Below are 16,610 nucleotides of genomic sequence, written 5' to 3'. Positions count from 1 at the left end.
ATCGTCGATGCTGGTCCGTGCGCCGGATGTCGCCCGAACGAGGGCCTTTCGTTCTGAACTGTTCAGGCTCGTGCGGAGGTGGGGATGTCAAGTCGGACTTATCCGAGGGCTTCAGCGCCCCTGTGGATCCGGGGTGAGAGGCGGGAACGCGAACGGCCCGTCCGACCGAAAGACGACGGTGGGACGGGCCGTGGGAACGGATTCGGAACCGGGGTCAGCGACCTCGATGGGACGGGCGGGGACGGAGCCGGGCGTTGGGCAGTTCCGGGGCGGGAAGGGCCGCTCCGGGGTCGGTCGTGACCGGGGCGAAGCGCGCACGCTCCTCGGTGGAGGCCCCGTCGCGGTCCCGTTCCCAACCTTCGCGGGCCCGCACGATCTCGTCGTGGTCGCGGCCCACGAAGTTCCACCACATGACCAGGTCCTCGGTGAAGGGCTCACCACCGATCAGGAGCAGGTGGGCGCGTTCTCCGGCGCGGACGCGGATGGTCGTGCGTCCGGTCCCCAGGTAGATCATGGAGCCGGCCGGCGCGTGGTGGCCGTGGGACTCCACGGGGGTGTCCAATGGCAGGAGGCCGTGTTCGAAGGCGGGGTCGACGGGGAGTTCGACGTCCCGGTCGGCTTCGAGGACGATCTCGGCGCCCATGAGCGGCGTGTAGGTGCGGGCGGGGGACTCGTGGCCGTCCATACGACCGGCGATCACCGTGACCCGGGCCCCGGGCAGGGTGAAGACGGGAAGGTCGGCGTGGTGTTCGAAGTGGGGCGCGTCCTCACGGGAGTCGGCGGGCAGGGCCACCCACAGTTGGGCCCCGTGGAGCAGATCCGGCGCTCCGTCGGGGGTGCGTTCGGAGTGGGCGATGCCGTGTCCGGCGGTCATGAGGCTGAGCTGTCCGGGGCGCACGGTCTGGTCCGAGCCCAGACCGTCCCGGTGGTGGACGGTCCCCTCGATCAGCCAGCTCACGGTCTGCAGACCGATGTGCGGATGGGGCGGGACCTGCATACCGGCCTGCGCGGAGACGTCCACGGGCCCGTAGGCGTCGGCGAAGCACCAGGCTCCGACCATGCGCCGGTTCTTGCCGGGCAGGGCTCGAAGGACCGGCATGGCGCGCGGTCCTCCGAGGGGGACCCGGCGGGGTTCGAGGAGTTCGGTATCGGGCTCGGGGCCGGGGCGGTCGACCTCGCCGCCGCAGACCCGCTGCTCGGCGGGGTGGGGTTCGATGTTGCTCACGGCTCCGACGCTAGTCGAGGCGGTGAGGGGGCGCACGGTCCGCCGGGCCCTCCGCGCCGTCCCGAGGCGGTGCGCCGCGGGCCGTGGGGCCCGTGACCTCGAGCGATGGCGCTTCCTCCGGCGTGGTGAGGGCGGGACTCGCGCCGGTGGTGGGTACAAGAGGAGGAGGGCCCGCCGGTCGAGTGGGGAGGTCGGGCCCGAGACGGGGCGGGAGGGATGATGACGCACACCTGTACCCAGGTCGCTCCCGGTGTGTACCGCCTCGGAGACCACGTGGTGAACTTCTATCTGGTGGACACCGATGACGGCCTGGTCATGGTGGACGCCGGGTTGCCCACGCACAGCGCTCAACTGTTGGACGCCGTGGCCTGGATCGGGGGCCGGTTGCGGGCGGTGGTGCTCACCCACGCCCACCCCGACCACACCGGGTTGGCCGAGCGGGCGCGCGACGACGGCGGGGCCCGGGTGTGGGTGCACGAGGCCGACGCTCCGATTCTGGACGACGGCCCCACCAGTTCGATGGTGCACGCGCCTCCCGAGCACGGTCTGTTGCACGGTCTGCTGCGTCACCCCGGGGCCGCGGGGTCCCTGCTCCATCTGGGGCAGCAGGGGGCGTTCACCTCGGCCCGGGTGCGTTCCTACTCCACGTTCGGCCATGACGAGGTGTTGGAGGAGGTTCCGGGGCGGCCGCGAGTGCTGTCGATCCCCGGGCATACGCCGGGCAGTTCGGTGGTGGTCTTCGAGGACCGGCGGGTGGCCTTCACCGGCGACGCCCTGGTCACGCACGACTTCACCACCGGTGTGGAGGGGCCCTGTGTGGTGGGCGGGATGTCCACCCACGACTATGAGCAGGCCGTGCGTTCCCTGGACCGGTTGTCCGGGTTGTCGGAGCGGACCGCGTTGTTGCCCGGGCACGGGGAGCCGGTCACCGACGATCTGGAGACGGCGTTGGAGCGGGCGCGTGAGCGTCGGACCCGTTGAGGTCGGCCGTTCCCTCTCGGCGCGGGAGGGCGCGGGGCTGCGGTGGGAGAATACGGCCCATGTCGGTACGCGAACTCGTGATCCTGGGTACCTCCAGCGCGGTGCCCACCCGTCGGCGTAACCACAACGGGTACTTTCTGCGCTGGGGCGATCAGGGTGTGCTGTTCGATCCCGGGGAGGGCACCCAGCGGCAGATGCGTCTGGCCGGTCTGGCCGCCACCGACGTCACCCGGATCTGTGTGACGCACTTCCACGGCGATCACAGTCTCGGGTTGCCCGGGGTGATGCAGCGCATCGCCCGCGATCGGGTGCCGCACACGGTGCGGGTGGCCTATCCGGGCGCCGGTGAGGAGTACTGGCGCCGGTTGCGGCACGCCACCTCCTTCCACGACACCGAGGTGATCCTTCCCCAGCCGGTGGGCGGTTCGGGCTGCTGCGCGATCGGGGAGGAGGAGCCCTTCACGGTCACCGCGCTGCCGTTGCGTCATTCGGTTCCCGCGTACGGCTACCGGTTGGTGGAGCCGGACGGGTGGCGGATGTCGCCCGAGAGGTTGGAGCGTCACGGGGTGCGCGGCCCGGACGTGTCCCGGTTGCTGCGCGAGGGGCGGATCGAGGTGGCGGGCCGGGAGGTGGCCCTGGCCGAGTGCGCCGATCCTCGTCCCGGGCAGGTGTTCGCGTTCGTGATGGACACCGGGGAGTGCGAGCAGGCGGTGGAGTTGGCGCGCGGCGCCGACATGCTGGTGATCGAGTCGACCTATCTGGACTCCGAGGAGCGCCTGGCCCGGGAGTATCGGCATCTGACCGCCCGGATGGCGGGGCGGATCGCGGCGCGCGCCGGGGTGCGGCTTCTGGTGCTCACGCATCTGTCGGAGCGCTACGAACAGGAACGTGAGGGGGAGTTCGTGGCCCAGGCGGCGCAGGAGTTCGACGGGCGGATCGTGTTGGCCGCCGATCTGGATCGGATCGCCATGCCCGCGCGTCGCCGGCCGGTGTGACCGCCGCCTCCGACCGCGTGGTCGGAGGCGGGTCGGGTGGGTCTCAGTGGTGTTCCGAGGGCGGTCGGACCTGCCGGGTGGCGGGTTCGGTCGCCTGGTCGGGGACGGTCTCGGGGGTGGAGGGGACGGCGATCTGGGCGATGAACGCGCCGGTCACGATCACCACGGCCCCCACCAGCTGGGTGGCGTTGAGGGATTCGCCCAACAGGATCCAGGCCATGACGATGGCGGTGACGACCTCCAGGTAGGCCACGCCGCCGGCCACCTGCGGGGACAGGCGTTTGATCGCCGAGACCCCGGCGAAGTAGGCGATGGCGGTGCACACCAGGGCCAGCCATAGGGCGAGCGCCCAGCCGGGGAGGGTGAGGCCGCCCAGGTCGTGGGAGTGCGCCATCAGGTTCCAGGGCAGGTTCCAGGGGCGGGAGAGGATACCCAGGAGCACGGTGGCGATCAGGGCGCCGAAGGCGATCACGGCGAGGGGGTCGGCGTCCTCGCCCACGGCGTCGCCGAGCAGGAAGAACGCGGCCTGGGCGGCGGCCGCGCCCAGGGCCAGGCCCACCCCGATCGCGTCCAGACGCATGCCGGCCCATACCTCCAGCAGCAGTCCGAGGCCGGCCACGGCCAGGACCACGCCGATGATGGCGGCGGGGGAGACCCGGTCCTTGCGTACCACCCGCACCCACAGCAGCACCAGCACCGGGCCCAGGAACTCCAGGAGCAGGGCGATACCGACGGGGATGCGGGCGACGGCCGCGAAGTAGAGCGCCTGGACCCCGGCCATGGGGAAGACCCCGTAGGCCAGGAGCAGGAGGGGGCGACGTCGGACCAGATCCCGGTGTCTCAGGGCCACGGGCAGCAGGATGAGCGCGGCGCCGGCCACCCGGAGCCACGTCACGTGGAGCGGGTCCATGCCCGCGTCGAGCAGGGGTCGGGCGAAGACCCCGGAGCCGCCGAAGGCCAGGGCGGCGAGGAGGGCGAAGGCCAACCCCGTGGGGCGGTGGCGGGTGGAGTGCGCGGACACGGAGGGCTCCAGGGACCTGAGGGATGATGGGATCGGTCCGAGCTTAGAGGTCGGCCCGGCGCGTTCCTTCATACGGTCGGCGTCCGCACGTCCGCGTGGCGGGAGGGCTGGTCGGGTCAGGGTTCGAGGCCGCTCGTCAGGTCGCGCTGGGCCCAGGCCACGTCGTGCCAGGCCCCGTGCTTATGGCCCACGCCGCGCATACGGCCCACGTCCTCGAAACCCATGGCCCGGTGCAGTCCGAGGCTGGCGTCGTTGGGCAGGGTCATGCAGGCCACGGCGGTGCGCATGCCCCGGTCGGCCAGGCGGGGCAGGAGCGCTCCGTACAGGGCCCGTCCCGCGCCCGAACGTCGGCGGTCGCGTTCCAGGTAGACGCTGACCTCGCAGGTCCATCGGTAGGCGGCCCGGGTGCGGAAGGTGCCGCCGTAGGCGTAGCCGATCACCCCGTCCTCGTCCTCCATCACGATCCAGGCGTGTTCGCGCTGGGCGGCGGTGATGCGTTCGGCCATCTCCCGTGTGGTGGGAGGGGTGAGTTCGAAGGTGATGGCGGTGTCGGTGACGTAGGGGCGGTAGATCTCGGCGCAGGCCGAGGCGTCCTCGGTGGTGGCGTCGCGGATCAGGGGACGGGTGAGCAGGGAATCCATGTCGATGATCGTAAACGAGAATGTCGACTATGGTGAACGCATGAGCGACGAACTGGGCACCGCCCTGGCCGTGACACTGCGCACCCTGCGTCGGGATCGGGGGCTGAGCGGGGGCGCCCTGGCCGAACGTTCCGGGGTCTCCCGGGCGATGATCAGCCGGATCGAGAACGGGGACGCGCAGCCGACGGCCTCCCTTCTGGGGCGCCTGTCCGGAGCGTTGGGGATCAGTCTGTCGGAGCTGATCGCCCACGCCGAACAGGACGGCCGTCGTCTGATCCGCCGTCACGAACAGCCAGTGTGGACCGACCCGGAGACCGGATATCGGCGTCGCGACCTCTCCCCCTCCCCGGGAGGGGCCATGGAGATGGTCGAGGTCGAACTGCCGCCGGGCGTGCGCGTGCCCTATCCGGCGCAGACCTTCGCCTTCGCCCACCACCGGATCTGGGTGCTCGAAGGCGTCCTGGCCTTCACCGAGGGGGAGACGGAGCACCTGCTGGGGGAGGGGGACTGTCTGGAGCTCGGTGCTCCGGCGGCGTGCGAGTACCACAACCCCTCCTCGCGTCTCTGCCGCTACCTGGTGGCCCTGACCCGGCGCGGCTGAGCACGCTCAACCCCAGGGCAGGGGCACCGCGACGGGCACCGACCCCTCCTCCAGGGAGCGGGCCCCGGCCACCCCCACCAGTGAGGCGGCCACCGCCTCGCGCACCCCCACCGGGGGAGGCGCGCCCTCCTCCACGGTGCGGCGCAGTCCTTGGAACAGGAGCACCGTACCCTCCGCGCCCCGGTCGACCGGGGCGCCGTCCACAAGGAGCGGGGCGGTCAGGCGTTCCTCCTCGCGCACCCGACCCTCGGGGACGGCCCAGGCCTCGTGCCGTACCCGGATCGACCAGGAGCGTTCGCCAGGGGCCCGGAGCGACTCGGCCATGCCCAGGTCGCCGCGGACCGAGATCTGACTCCAGTGGCTCTCGGACTCGCCTTGGAGGAAGCCGTTGCGGGTCAGTGCCAACGCCCCCGTGGACAGACGGACCGCCATCACGCTCGCCAGGCGCGGCTCGTTGGTGTCCACGGGGAACGCCGTCACCTCGACGGGCATGGCCCCGGTGATCGCCAGGATCGGGGAGAGCGAGTGGGTGCAGTAGGCGGTGGGCGGGATCCGGCCCCGCCAGTGGGAGGGGTCCCCGATCAGCCCTTGGACGGCCTCGGGCGCCATGGCGTGCAGGTAGTCGGCCTCGATGAGGTCGGGCAGACCCAGTTCGCCGGACTCCACGCTCTCGCGCAGCAGTCGCGTGTGCGGCAGCAGGACGTAGTTCTCCGCGAAGGAATAGGTGGCGGTGGAGGCCTCGGCCGCCGCGACCAGGTCGCGGCCCTCCTCGGGGGAGACACAGGCGGCCGTCTCCGAGAGCACGTGCACACCGTGTTCGAGGAAGGCGATGGCCAGGGGCGCGTGGGCGTCGAAGTCGTTGGCGAGCACCACCGCGTCCAGCTCCGCGGTGAGCAGGTCGCGCCAGTGTTCCACCAGCACCATGCCGGGCAGTTCCCGGTCCGCGTGCCGGGCGGTCTCGGGGTCGTGGTCGCACCCGGCGACCACCTCGATCCCCATCCGTTCGGCCCACCGGGCCAGGTGCAGCCCCATTCGCAGTCCCACCACTCCCATGCGCATGGGGTGATGATGCCGGCCTCCGTCCGCCGAGGCCGGCGGTTTTCCACGCCGGCGGGTCGCGCGGGGGTCCTACAGGTCCAGGTGGGTCTGGCCGGGGATGGGGGCGCCCGAGCGGCGAGAGCCTCCCAGGCAGCGGCGACAGTTCACCTTGCCCGAGGTCGCGCGCAGGCGCAGGGGGTCCACGGTCGCGTGGCAGGCGGTGGCGGCCACGGCGACCCCGGCCCACAGGTGGGTGGCCAGGGCGTGTACGACCTCGCCGGGGCCGATGGTGACCCCGCCGGCGCCGGCGAGTTCCTCACGGTGGCGGGTGAGGACCGACGCCAGGTGTTCGACGGTGGGTTGTGGGAGCGGGCCCTGCGGCCCGGGGTCGGTACTGTCCATCAGCCCATGATGGCGCAGGGCGGGGACCGAACGCGGCCGCCGGGCCGGGGCCGTGGCCCGGGTGGTGGAGAGCTCACTCGGTGAGGGCGCGCAGGAAGAGCGGTTCCCGCTCGATGAGCCGGTCGCGTCGCCGGTCCCAACGGGCCATGCCGCCCAGCCGTTCCAGGTCCCGGACGAACGCCGGGTCGCCGCGCTCGACCCGGTCGAGGACGAAGGCCCGGGAGACCTCGTTGTAGCGGACCACCGTGGCGGGCAGGAGGGCGCGGTCGGCGTGGGAGAGGCCGTAGCCGTCGGCGAGCAGACGCAGCCGGTGGGGGACGTCCGCGTCGCGGAAGCCGGTGTCGGCGGCCGACTCGGGGTCCAGGGTCGGGACGAGGTAGAAGGCCAGGGCGGCCACGTCCCAGAGGGGGCGGCCGGGTGCGGCCAGGTCGAAGTCGATCAGGGCGAAGGCGCACCCGTCGCGGAAGACGACGTTCTCCAGGCACGGGTCGTTGTGGCACAGCAAGGGTCCGCCCTCGGGGTCGCTCAGCGCGGTGGGCCATCGGGCCCCGGGGTCGAAGGGCACCTCGGCGGCGGCGTCGTGATAGCGGCGCAGGAGTCGGGCGACCAGGGTCACCGTACGGTCGTTCAGGGCCCAGGCGGGGAAGGGCGGTAGGGCCACGTCCCCTTCGAGGTAGGTCAGCTCCTCGTGTCCGTCGGCGTTCAGGGCCAGCGGACGTGGGGCTCTGGTGAAGCCGGTCGCGGCCAGGTCGGTCAGGAAGGCGTGGAGCGCGGGCGCGTGGTCGGGGGCCAGGCGTACGACCCGGTCGCCTCGGCGGCGCACGGTGTTCATCATGCCGCCGTGGAGGGGGTGGTCCCGATCGTGTCCGGTCTCCATGTCGATGTCCCTTCCAGAGGGTGCGGGGGTCCGCATCCTATCGAGGCGATTCCGAATTCCGGAGGGGAACGGAGTTCCCTCTCCGTTTCCCCTGATTCGGCCGGCACTTTCTTTCTATAAACGGCCGGCACCGAAAGGCGTGAAATCCGGGGGTTCACATCATCGTAAATCCCTTCATCATCGGGAATGGGGAAGGGGAGTGAAGGGATCCCTGTTTCCCTGCGGGCCGATTTCGGAAATAAAAGGTGAGCGCGGATCGCTATGTCGCCGCGCCTTTTACACCCCCCGTGTCACACGACCGATTCGATGAGGTGGCTCATGCTCCCTGCCATGTCACGTTCCCGCCGAGAGGCACCCCTCTCGGTCCTTCCCACCCGTGCTCTCGACGCACGGGTCCCGGAGGGGATCTTCACTCGACTCCACGACGCCGTACTCCCGGCGCGTCCCGAACATCGGAGCGACACGGGCCTTCCCGTGTGCGCCCCGTCGGTGCCCTCCTGACCCCGCGCGGCCGCGACTCAACGAAAGGAATCCTCACGTGACGACGAGTTCGGCCATGTCCTCCCTTTCGACGGCGGACGCACGCGGCCCCGTCACCGACTATCCACGGGACGCGCTCCTGCACGAACTGTTCATCGCCCACGCGGCCCTGCATCCCACGGCCCCGGCGGTCCGGCACCACGGTCGGGAACTCTCCTACGGCGAGCTGGAACGAGACTCGCGCGATCTGGCCGAACGGCTGGTCGGGGTGGGGGTGCGCCCCGGTGACGCCGTGGGCGTGTGCGGCCGGCGTTCCCCCGAGGCGCTCATCGCCTTCCTCGGCGTGCTGCGCGCGGGCTGCGCCTACGTCCCTCTGGACGAGGGGCAGCCGCCGGCCCGGCTCAACGCGATGGCCGAGGACGCCGGGGTGCGCACGGCGGTGCTGCTGCCGGGCGCCGCGTGCCGGGTGCGTCGTCTGGCGGCCCGGGTCGGCGTGGAGGCGGCCGGTCCCGCAGCCCCTCGTGGCCCTCTACCGGCGCGGCCTCCGACGACCTCGTGCGCCTACGTCATGTTCACGTCCGGTTCCACCGGGCGTCCTCGGCCGGTGTCGGTCTCCCACCGCGGGGTCGTACGGCTGGTCGCCTCCGACCCCCGCCTGCCCCGCCCCGGGTGGGGCAACCGGGTCCTGCACGGCTATGGCCTGTCCTCGGACGCCTCGACCATCGAGATCTGGTCCGCCCTGGTCGGCGGTGCCTGTCTGGTCGTGGCCGAACGGGAGGAGCTGGTCTCTCCCGAGGCGTTGCGCCATCGGCTGACCGAGGACCTGGTCGACATCGCCTACCTGACCACCAGCGTCTTCCACCACGTGGCGCGCACGGTCCCGGGGGTGTTCGCCTCGCTGGACTTCGTCTCGGCGGGTGGGGAGGCGATGGACCCCGAACTGGCCAGAGCCGTTCTGGCGGCCTGCCCTCGGACCGAGGTCGTCAACTTCTACGGTCCGACCGAGAACACGGTGGTGTCCACGTTCCACCGTGTGCGCGATCTGGCGGAGGACGCGCGGAGCGTGCCCATCGGTCTGCCCCTGGCCAACTCCACCTGTCGGGTGGTGCGCGAGAGCGGGGCCACCGCCGCCCCCGGCGAGGAGGGCGAGCTGTACGTGGGCGGCGACGGTCTGGCCCTGGGCTATCTGGGGCATCCGGACCTGACCGCCGAACGGTTCGTGCAGGTCGCCGACGGAGAGCGGTTCTATCGGACGGGCGATCGGGTCCTCATGGGCGAGGACGGTGTGCTGGAGTTCCGCGGGCGGGTCGACCGTCAGGTGAAGATCCGTGGGCAGCGCGTCGAACCGGACGAGGTCGAGGAACGGTTGCGAGAGCACCCCGATGTCGCCGAGGCGGTCGTGGACGTGGGGGACGAGCACCTGACCGCCCACGTCACCCCGGCCCACACCGACCGGGAGGTGGACGTGGCCTCGCTGCGCCGTTTCTGCGCGGAGTGGCTGCCCCCGGAGGCGGTCCCCCGGATCGTGCACCGGTGGGCGTCGTTCCCGGTCTCGGCGGCGGGCAAGGTGGACCGGACACGGCTGCGGATCGAGGCCACCGAACGGGAGGCGGCCTCGCCCTTGGCGTCGTGGCCGATGCGGGACGAGGCGCTGCGGTGCGTGCTGGCCGCCTGGGAGCGGACTCTGGGGGTGAGCCCGGAGCCGGGGGAGGACTTCTTCCGGATCGGCGGCGACTCCCTGCTGGCCGCCGAGGTGGTCACCCGCACCAGGCGTCTGCTGGGGATCGGGGCCGAGCACGGGAGCGCGCTGTTGCGGGCCCTCATCCGCCGGCCGACGGTGGAGGAGTTCACCGACGCCGTACGACTGGCGGGGCTTCCCCTGCCGCCGACGCACGCCCCCGAGGGGGTCGTGGACTTCGAGGCCGAGTCGAGGCTGGGGTTCTCCCTGCCCCGCCGCAGGGGGCCCGAGCCGAACCCTCGGGACCCTTCGGACATCCTGGTCACCGGGGCCACCGGGTTCGTCGGCGCCTACCTGGTGGATCGACTGTTGCGCGGTACCGGAGCCCGTGTGCACTGCCCGGTGCGCGCACGCGACTCCCAGCACGCGCGCCGTCGGGTGACCGCGGCCCTGGCCCGCTACGGGCTGCCCTCCCGAGAGGCGGAGACCCGGCTCCTGTGCTTTCCCGCCGACCTGGGGGCCGACCTGATCGGCCTGTCCGCCGATCACGCCTCCGACCTGGCCGAACGGCTCGATCTCATCGTGCACGCCGGGGCCCAGGTCAACTTCGTCTACCCCTATTCGGCGCTGCGCGCCCCCAACGTCGGCGGTACCCGTCAGATCGTGCGGTTGGCGGCGCGTCGGCGGGTCCCGGTGCACTTCCTGTCCACGGCCGCGGTGCTGGCGGGCTTCGGCAGCGCGGGTGTGCGCAGGGTGGACGAGGACACCCCGCTGGCGTACGCCGAACGGCTCACCCTGGGCTACGCCGAGAGCAAGTGGGTGGCCGAGCGCATGCTGTACGAGGCCGAGCGGGCGGGGCTGCCGGTGACGGTGTACCGCCCCTACGCGATCACCGGAGACCGCTTCAGCGGGGCGTGCAACACCGAGACCGCGATCTGCGCGCTGTTCAAGATGATCGGGGAGACCGGTGTGGCCCCCGACATCGACCTGCCGATGGACTTCGTCCCGGTCGATCACGTGGCCGACGTCATCGTGAACGTCGCCACCGGGGCGACGCCGCCTCGGACCGTCTACCACCTCACCAACCCTCGCCCCGCCGTCCTGGCCGACGTCGTCCGGCGTATGCGCGCGGCCGGGTTCTCCATCGCGACGCTGTCCTATCGACGATGGGTGCGGGAGTTGGTGCACCACGTGGAGGGTGATCCCACCAGCCCCACGGCTCCCTTCGTGTCGATGTGGGTGGATCGAGGGCGGGGGACCGACCTGTCGATCAAGCAGCTGTACAGCGAGGGGGTCTTCCCCATGTTGGGGCGGCGGAACTCGGAGGCCGCCCAGGCCGCGATCGGCAAGCCGTGTCCGCCGGTCGACGACGCCCTCATCGACCGCTATCTGGACTACTTCTTCGGCTGCGGGTTCATCCGTCGGCCCGGCGCCGGGCCCGTCGTGGAGTCACGGGGCGCGGACCTGCTCACGGGGCGGGGGGAGGCGCCGTGAGCGTCGGAGGGGAGATCTCGTCGGTCGGCCCTTCGGATATCGGTGGCGTTCCACGGGGAAAGGCGTTCGTCCGTTGACGGAAGGGGGGAAGGGCTCGCGATTCCGTACGTGGAGAGACCCGTAAGACATCCATCGTCCTTCATAGGGGTCACGGGAAATCCCCGCGGGTGCTTCTCGAACACGGATCCATGTTCTGGGATCCCGCGCTCTTCTCCCTCCGGTTCCGAAATGTATCGGGAACGATTTCCGTTCTCCCTCGAGAGGGGTCCCGTGTTTCCTCCCGACACACGGCCCCGTCCACGACGCGGCCGTCGATCTCGGATCCGGGCCGTGCCCCGGCCCCGGTTCGCGCTCGCGTGGGCCGGCCCATGGTTCGGTGGCGAGGGCGTACCCGAGAACGGTCACGGCGGCGTCGGCGCGCGCGTTCCGGAACCCCCGCGGACCATGCCCTCCAGGGTCCGGCCCAGGGCGGACCCTGGAACGACGCGGGGCGCCCGCACGTCTACGGGGAGGGGGCGATATGTGCGATTCCCCATCGGATGCCATGATGGCGGGGTGGCATCACTCGGCCCCCTGGGGGTATGCGAGTGATGACCGGTATCGAGCCCGATTCAACGTCGAACGGGCACGCGTCGATGTCGCATGCGCCCGACCCATGCCGGAACCGCTTCCGAAAACCTGGGAAGACGGTCTCGGGCGGCGCGTCCACCGGAGGCACCAGAGGACGAAGAGCCGTGGTGGGCCTGTGGCCATGCGATGAGCGTGACGACGCGTAACGCCGATGCCGCGCGAAGTGACGACCGAACGGAACAACGGAACACGGGTGATCGAACCACAAGGGCGTGGAGCGGCACGAGTGACCTACGAGGAGAACTCATATGACCAAGGAGCCGAATCTCGCCGACCACCACCCGGGCGTACGCTCGGCGTTCGAGCACGTGGTACGTCGCAACCCCGACGAGCCCGAGTTCCAGCAGGCGGTCCTGGAGGTCCTGGAGAGCCTGTCTCCCGCTCTGAACACGCACCCCGAGTACGCCGCCCAGCGCGTGCTGGAGCGTCTGTGCGAGCCCGAGCGGCAGATCATCTTCCGCGTCCCCTGGCGTGACGACCAGGGAGGCGTCCACGTCAACCGCGGTTTCCGGGTGGAGTTCAACAGCGCCCTGGGCCCGTACAAGGGCGGTCTGCGCTTCCACCCCAGCGTGAACCTGGGCGTCATCAAGTTCCTGGGCTTCGAGCAGATCTTCAAGAACGCCCTCACCGGCATGGGGATCGGCGGTGGCAAGGGCGGCAGCGACTTCGACCCCAAGGGCCGCTCCGACGCCGAGATCGAGCGTTTCTGTCAGTCCTTCATGACCGAGCTGCACCGCCACCTGGGCGAGTACACCGACATCCCCGCCGGTGACATCGGCGTGGGCGGTCGGGAGATCGGCTACATGTTCGGGCAGTACCGGCGGCTGAGCAACCGCTGGGAGGCCGGTGTGATCACCGGCAAGGGCCTGGACTGGGGCGGTTCGCGGGTCCGTACCGAGGCCACGGGGTACGGAGCCGTCATGTTCACCGAGCGCATGCTCGAACGCAACGGTCGCGACCTGGACGGCATGCGCGTCGTCGTCTCGGGTTCGGGCAACGTCGCGATCTACGCGGTGGAGAAGGCCCAGCAGCTCGGCGCCCACGTGGTGGCCTGCTCCGACTCGGGCGGCTACGTCGTCGACGAGCGCGGCCTGGACCTGAATCTGCTCAAGGAGATCAAGGAGGTCGAGCGCGCCCGGATCAGCGCCTACGCCGACCGGCGCAAGGGCGCCGAGTACGTCGCGGGCGGCAACGTCTGGGACGTGCCCTGCCAGGTGGCGCTGCCCTCCGCCACCCAGAACGAGCTGGACGCGGCCTCGGCCAAGCGTCTGGTCGGCAACGGCGTGGTCGCGGTGGCCGAGGGCGCGAACATGCCCACCACCCCCGACGCCGTCAAGGTGCTGCGCGAGGCCGGTGTGCTGTTCGCCCCGGGCAAGGCCGCCAACGCCGGTGGTGTGGCCACCAGCGTGCTGGAGATGCGTCAGAACGCGCGTCGCACCTCCTGGTCCTTCGAGCACGCCGAGTCGGAGCTGGCCGAGACCATGGCCGGTATCCACGACCGCTGTGAGGCGGCGGCCGAGCGGCACGGCGCCCGCGGCGACTACGTGCTCGGCGCCAACGTGGCAGGTTTCGAGATGGTGGCCGACGCCATGCTCGCCCAGGGGCTCATCTAGTCCTTCGGCCCCTCGCCCCCACGTCGGAGACGTCCCCGAAGGCCCGGTCGCCGGGTCTTCGGGGACGTCAGCGTTTGAGGGTGCTCCGACAGGCGCCCTTCCGCGGCCTCGGTCAGGCGCGGGTCAGACGCCATAGCGAGGTGACCTCCGCGGCGCGGGCGGTGTGGAGGGGGTCGGTGGCGTCCTTGGCGCGCGAGTGCCGCGGTCTGGTGTCCGTCCGGTCCACCACCCTCAGCCCCGCCGCCTCGATGGCGGTGAGCAGCTCCTCGCGGGTCCGGAGCCCGAGGTGTTCGGCCAGGTCGGACAGGATCAGCCACCCCTCGCCTCCGGGTTCGAGGTGGGCGGTGAGCCCGTCGAGGAAGCCGCGAAGCATGTCGCCGTCGGGGTCGTAGACGCCCCGCTCGAGCGCCGAGGTGGGTCGGGCGGGCAGCCAGGGCGGGTTGCAGACGATCAGGTCCGCGCGGCCTTCGGGAAAGAGGGTGGGGCCCACGACGTCGACGCGTTCGGACAGGTCCAGTCGGTGGGCGTTCTCGCGGGCGCACTCCAGGGCGCGCGGGTTGATGTCGGTGGCCACGACGCGGTCGACCCCTCGGCGGGCCAAGAGTGCCGCGAGCACCCCCGTCCCGGTGCCGAGGTCGAACGCGGTGCGGTCGGTGGCACGGTCCTCCATCGACACGGGAAGCGGTGCGTCGGCGACCAGGTCGACGTACTCGCCCCTGACCGGGGAGAACACGCCGTAATGCGGGTGGACGCGAGCGTCCAGGGCCGGGATCTCCACGCCCTTCTTGCGCCACTCGTGCGCCCCGATCACGCCCAGCAGCTCCGTCAGGGAGATCACCGACGGCTCGTGTGCGACCCCGTAGGCCTCGGTGCACGCCCGACGTACGTCGGGGGCTCTGCGCAGGTCCAGGGAGTGGTCGGCCTCCAGCAGGACGAGGAGCCTGCCCAGGACACGGGCACGGTGGCCGCGGGCCCGTCGGTGCAGGTGGAAGGCCTCGGTCGGATCGTCGCCGGTCCGGACCGGTTTCCGGTCGACGCGACGGCCCATCGCCTGGAGAAGTCGACGGGCGTTGTGGAAGTCGCCGCGCCACAGCAGCGCCGTGCCTTCGCAGGCCAGGCGGTAGGCGGTGTCGGCCTTCATACGGTCGTCCGCGACGACGACACGGTCATGGGGTGGGATGTCGCTCTCGGAGTGCCAGCGGGCGGATCGAGAGGTGTGGGATTCGGTCCAGTGGACGGTGGACACCGGGTACTCCTCGTGTTCGGGCGTGCGCGGGCACGAAGAGCACTTCGACGGTGGGAGGGGAAGCGGCCCGGGTCACACCACGGGCGTGGTTATCGGGGAGGGCGGATCTATCGCTCCCGCGTCGAAGCGCGAGAGGAGAAGTCGCCGAGAACCATGCCGATCGTCACGACGGGCCCTCTCCTGAAGATGGCTCAGAATTCTGACACGGCCCCTTCCCGCAGGCAAGCCCGGGCCGGTGTGCCCTTCGTCGCCCATGGGTGGAGCCCATCATCGGTGTCGCATCCGCCGATGGGCCTCGAGGGGAGGAACACCTCCTCGGCCCCGCCCGGGTTCGGTCGTGCTCGTCCGCGCCTGCTCCGAGGGGGCGGAGCCGCGAAAGGAGGCCGGGGCCCGTGTGAGGGCACCGCGCGCGTCAGCGCGACCGTTGAGGGTGGTGGAGGGTGACGTGGGATCGGGGCCGCGCCGTAGGCGTCCGTTGAGGGTGGTGGAGGGTGACGTGGGATCCGGTCCGCGCGCGTCAGCGCGTCCGTTGAGGGTGGTGGAGGGTGACGGGTGGGCGTTGCCGAACTCCGTGATCAGTCCACATGGCGACCTGGGGGTTCCGCTGCTCCGGCCTCGCTATTTCCGTTGTGCTCGAAGGAGGCCGGGTCTAGGGTCGACGCTCATGAACGACGATCCTCGCGTGGACCCGCCCCTCATCGCCGACGAACGCACCATGCTCACCACCTGGCTGGACTGGCACCGCCGGACCCTGGAGCTCAAGTGTCGAGGGCTGAGCGAAGCGCGACTGCGCGAACGTTCCGTCCCGCCCTCGCCGATGTCCCTGTTGGGGCTGGTCCGGCACATGGCCTGGGTGGAGCACGTCTGGTTCCGGTGGGTCCTGGAGGGCGACGACGTGCCGAGCCGGATCAAGAGCCTGGAGAACCGTGAGGCCGACTTCCAGGACGTGGACACCGCCTCGATCGAGGAGGCCTTCGCCCTGTGGCACGCCGAGATCGACCACGCCCGTGAGCTCTCCGCCTCCCTGCCCTTGGACGCGATCGGCGCGGGTCGTCGACACGGCGAGGAGTACTCCCATCGTTGGATCCTGATCCACATGATCGAGGAGTACGCCCGCCACAACGGACACGCCGACCTCCTGCGCGAACGCATCGACGGGGTCACCGGCGAGTGAGTCGGCCTCTCGGCGGGGGAGCACTCTCCACGAGCGTGGCCGAAGGGTCAGGCCGTGCTTCTGGACAGGTCCTTGACGATGACGCGTTCCGGGTCGAAGCGCACCAGTAGCGCGTCGTCGGCGAAATAGCGGAAGTCCGGGTGCCAGGAGGTCTCGTCGTCGCCCAGATAGCGGCGTAGCTTACGGCGGGCCAAGGCCGGGTCGAAGGGCACCGTGCGGGCCTCGCCCTTCATGATCACCTGGAGGAACTCCTGGCGTTCCAGGTCGCAGGTGTCCACGACGACGGCGGTGCGCGGGTCGCGCGCCAGGTGTCGGGAGAGGATCGAGTGGTCGCCGGTGATCCACCACATCGCGCCCTCCTCCCGCAGGAACCAGACCGGTCTGACCGCGGGGGCTCCGGAGGAGTCGTTGGTGGCGACGCGGGCCACCAGGGGGCGGGCCAGGAAGGCGTCGACGTCGAAGGGGTGGGGGAGGGTTCCGGGTTCCATGCCCTCACCCTAGGTTCGGGACCACG

Annotated in this window: 14 protein-coding genes; 6 read left to right on the top strand and 8 right to left on the bottom strand. The window is 71.1% G+C overall.

Features of this window, described 5'->3' with window-relative positions:
- Positions 1–214: 214 nt before the first annotated feature.
- Entirely contained in the window at positions 215–1,225 is a 1,011-nt protein-coding gene (locus tag D451_RS0114110) for a pirin family protein (protein WP_026125067.1), read from the bottom strand.
- Positions 1,226–1,444: 219 nt separating this feature from the next.
- Here D451_RS0114110 and D451_RS0114105 point away from each other — a divergent pair, with 219 nt between their 5' ends.
- Together D451_RS0114105 and D451_RS0114100 are read left to right on the top strand one after the other, a co-directional pair.
- Positions 1,445–2,206, top strand: a complete 762-nt coding sequence (locus tag D451_RS0114105; RefSeq protein ID WP_014913270.1) for an MBL fold metallo-hydrolase — start codon at positions 1,445–1,447, stop codon at positions 2,204–2,206.
- A gap of 59 nt (positions 2,207–2,265) precedes the next feature.
- Entirely contained in the window at positions 2,266–3,201 is a 936-nt protein-coding gene (locus D451_RS0114100) for a ribonuclease Z (RefSeq protein WP_017534909.1), read from the top strand.
- Positions 3,202–3,244: 43 nt separating this feature from the next.
- Here D451_RS0114100 and D451_RS0114095 read toward each other — a convergent pair whose 3' ends face one another.
- Both D451_RS0114095 and D451_RS0114090 read right to left on the bottom strand, forming a co-directional pair.
- A complete protein-coding gene (locus D451_RS0114095; protein WP_187294491.1) occupies positions 3,245–4,222 on the bottom strand; it encodes an EamA family transporter in 978 nt (325 codons plus the stop codon).
- 116 nt (positions 4,223–4,338) lie between these two features.
- Positions 4,339–4,863, bottom strand: a complete 525-nt coding sequence (locus tag D451_RS0114090; protein WP_014909817.1) for a GNAT family N-acetyltransferase — start codon at positions 4,861–4,863, stop codon at positions 4,339–4,341.
- 40 nt (positions 4,864–4,903) lie between these two features.
- On the opposite strand from D451_RS0114090, the gene D451_RS0114085 reads away from it, so the two are divergent.
- The gene (locus D451_RS0114085) at positions 4,904–5,464 is read left to right on the top strand and encodes a helix-turn-helix domain-containing protein (protein WP_014910681.1); all 561 of its coding nucleotides are present in this window, start codon (positions 4,904–4,906) and stop codon (positions 5,462–5,464) included.
- Between the two features lie 6 nt (positions 5,465–5,470).
- Here the strand turns inward: D451_RS0114085 and D451_RS0114080 are convergent, their stop codons facing one another.
- The 3 genes from D451_RS0114080 to D451_RS0114070 all read right to left on the bottom strand — a co-directional run bounded on the left by D451_RS0114080 (position 5,471) and on the right by D451_RS0114070 (position 7,781).
- On the bottom strand, positions 5,471–6,523 hold the full coding sequence (locus tag D451_RS0114080) for a Gfo/Idh/MocA family protein (RefSeq protein ID WP_026125066.1): 1,053 nt from the start codon (positions 6,521–6,523) through the stop codon (positions 5,471–5,473).
- A gap of 69 nt (positions 6,524–6,592) precedes the next feature.
- A complete protein-coding gene (locus D451_RS0114075) occupies positions 6,593–6,904 on the bottom strand; it encodes a hypothetical protein (protein ID WP_014911259.1) in 312 nt (103 codons plus the stop codon).
- A gap of 73 nt (positions 6,905–6,977) precedes the next feature.
- On the bottom strand, positions 6,978–7,781 hold the full coding sequence (locus D451_RS0114070; RefSeq protein ID WP_017534908.1) for a phosphotransferase: 804 nt from the start codon (positions 7,779–7,781) through the stop codon (positions 6,978–6,980).
- Positions 7,782–8,319: 538 nt separating this feature from the next.
- Between D451_RS0114070 and D451_RS0114065 the strand changes: the two genes are divergently transcribed.
- Both D451_RS0114065 and gdhA read left to right on the top strand, forming a co-directional pair.
- Entirely contained in the window at positions 8,320–11,433 is a 3,114-nt protein-coding gene (locus D451_RS0114065; RefSeq protein ID WP_241463331.1) for an amino acid adenylation domain-containing protein, read from the top strand.
- 878 nt (positions 11,434–12,311) lie between these two features.
- Positions 12,312–13,676 (top strand): NADP-specific glutamate dehydrogenase, encoded by a 1,365-nt coding sequence (gdhA, locus tag D451_RS0114060; protein ID WP_017534906.1) that lies wholly within the window; start codon positions 12,312–12,314, stop codon positions 13,674–13,676.
- Between the two features lie 112 nt (positions 13,677–13,788).
- Here gdhA and D451_RS0114055 read toward each other — a convergent pair whose 3' ends face one another.
- A complete protein-coding gene (locus tag D451_RS0114055) occupies positions 13,789–14,922 on the bottom strand; it encodes a methyltransferase (protein WP_017534905.1) in 1,134 nt (377 codons plus the stop codon).
- A gap of 664 nt (positions 14,923–15,586) precedes the next feature.
- On the opposite strand from D451_RS0114055, the gene D451_RS0114050 reads away from it, so the two are divergent.
- Positions 15,587–16,096, top strand: coding sequence for a DinB family protein (locus tag D451_RS0114050; protein ID WP_017534904.1), 510 nt, complete (start codon positions 15,587–15,589; stop codon positions 16,094–16,096).
- Positions 16,097–16,143: 47 nt separating this feature from the next.
- On the opposite strand, the gene D451_RS0114045 is transcribed toward D451_RS0114050, so the two are convergent.
- Positions 16,144–16,584 (bottom strand): pyridoxamine 5'-phosphate oxidase family protein, encoded by a 441-nt coding sequence (locus D451_RS0114045; protein WP_017534903.1) that lies wholly within the window; start codon positions 16,582–16,584, stop codon positions 16,144–16,146.
- Positions 16,585–16,610: the final 26 nt, after the last annotated feature.

The organism is Nocardiopsis alba DSM 43377 (genome assembly GCF_000341225.1).
GTDB lineage: Bacteria > Actinomycetota > Actinomycetes > Streptosporangiales > Streptosporangiaceae > Nocardiopsis > Nocardiopsis alba.
The sequence above is the reverse complement of the archived record's forward strand: the minus strand, read 5'-3'. Positions and strand labels throughout refer to the sequence as shown.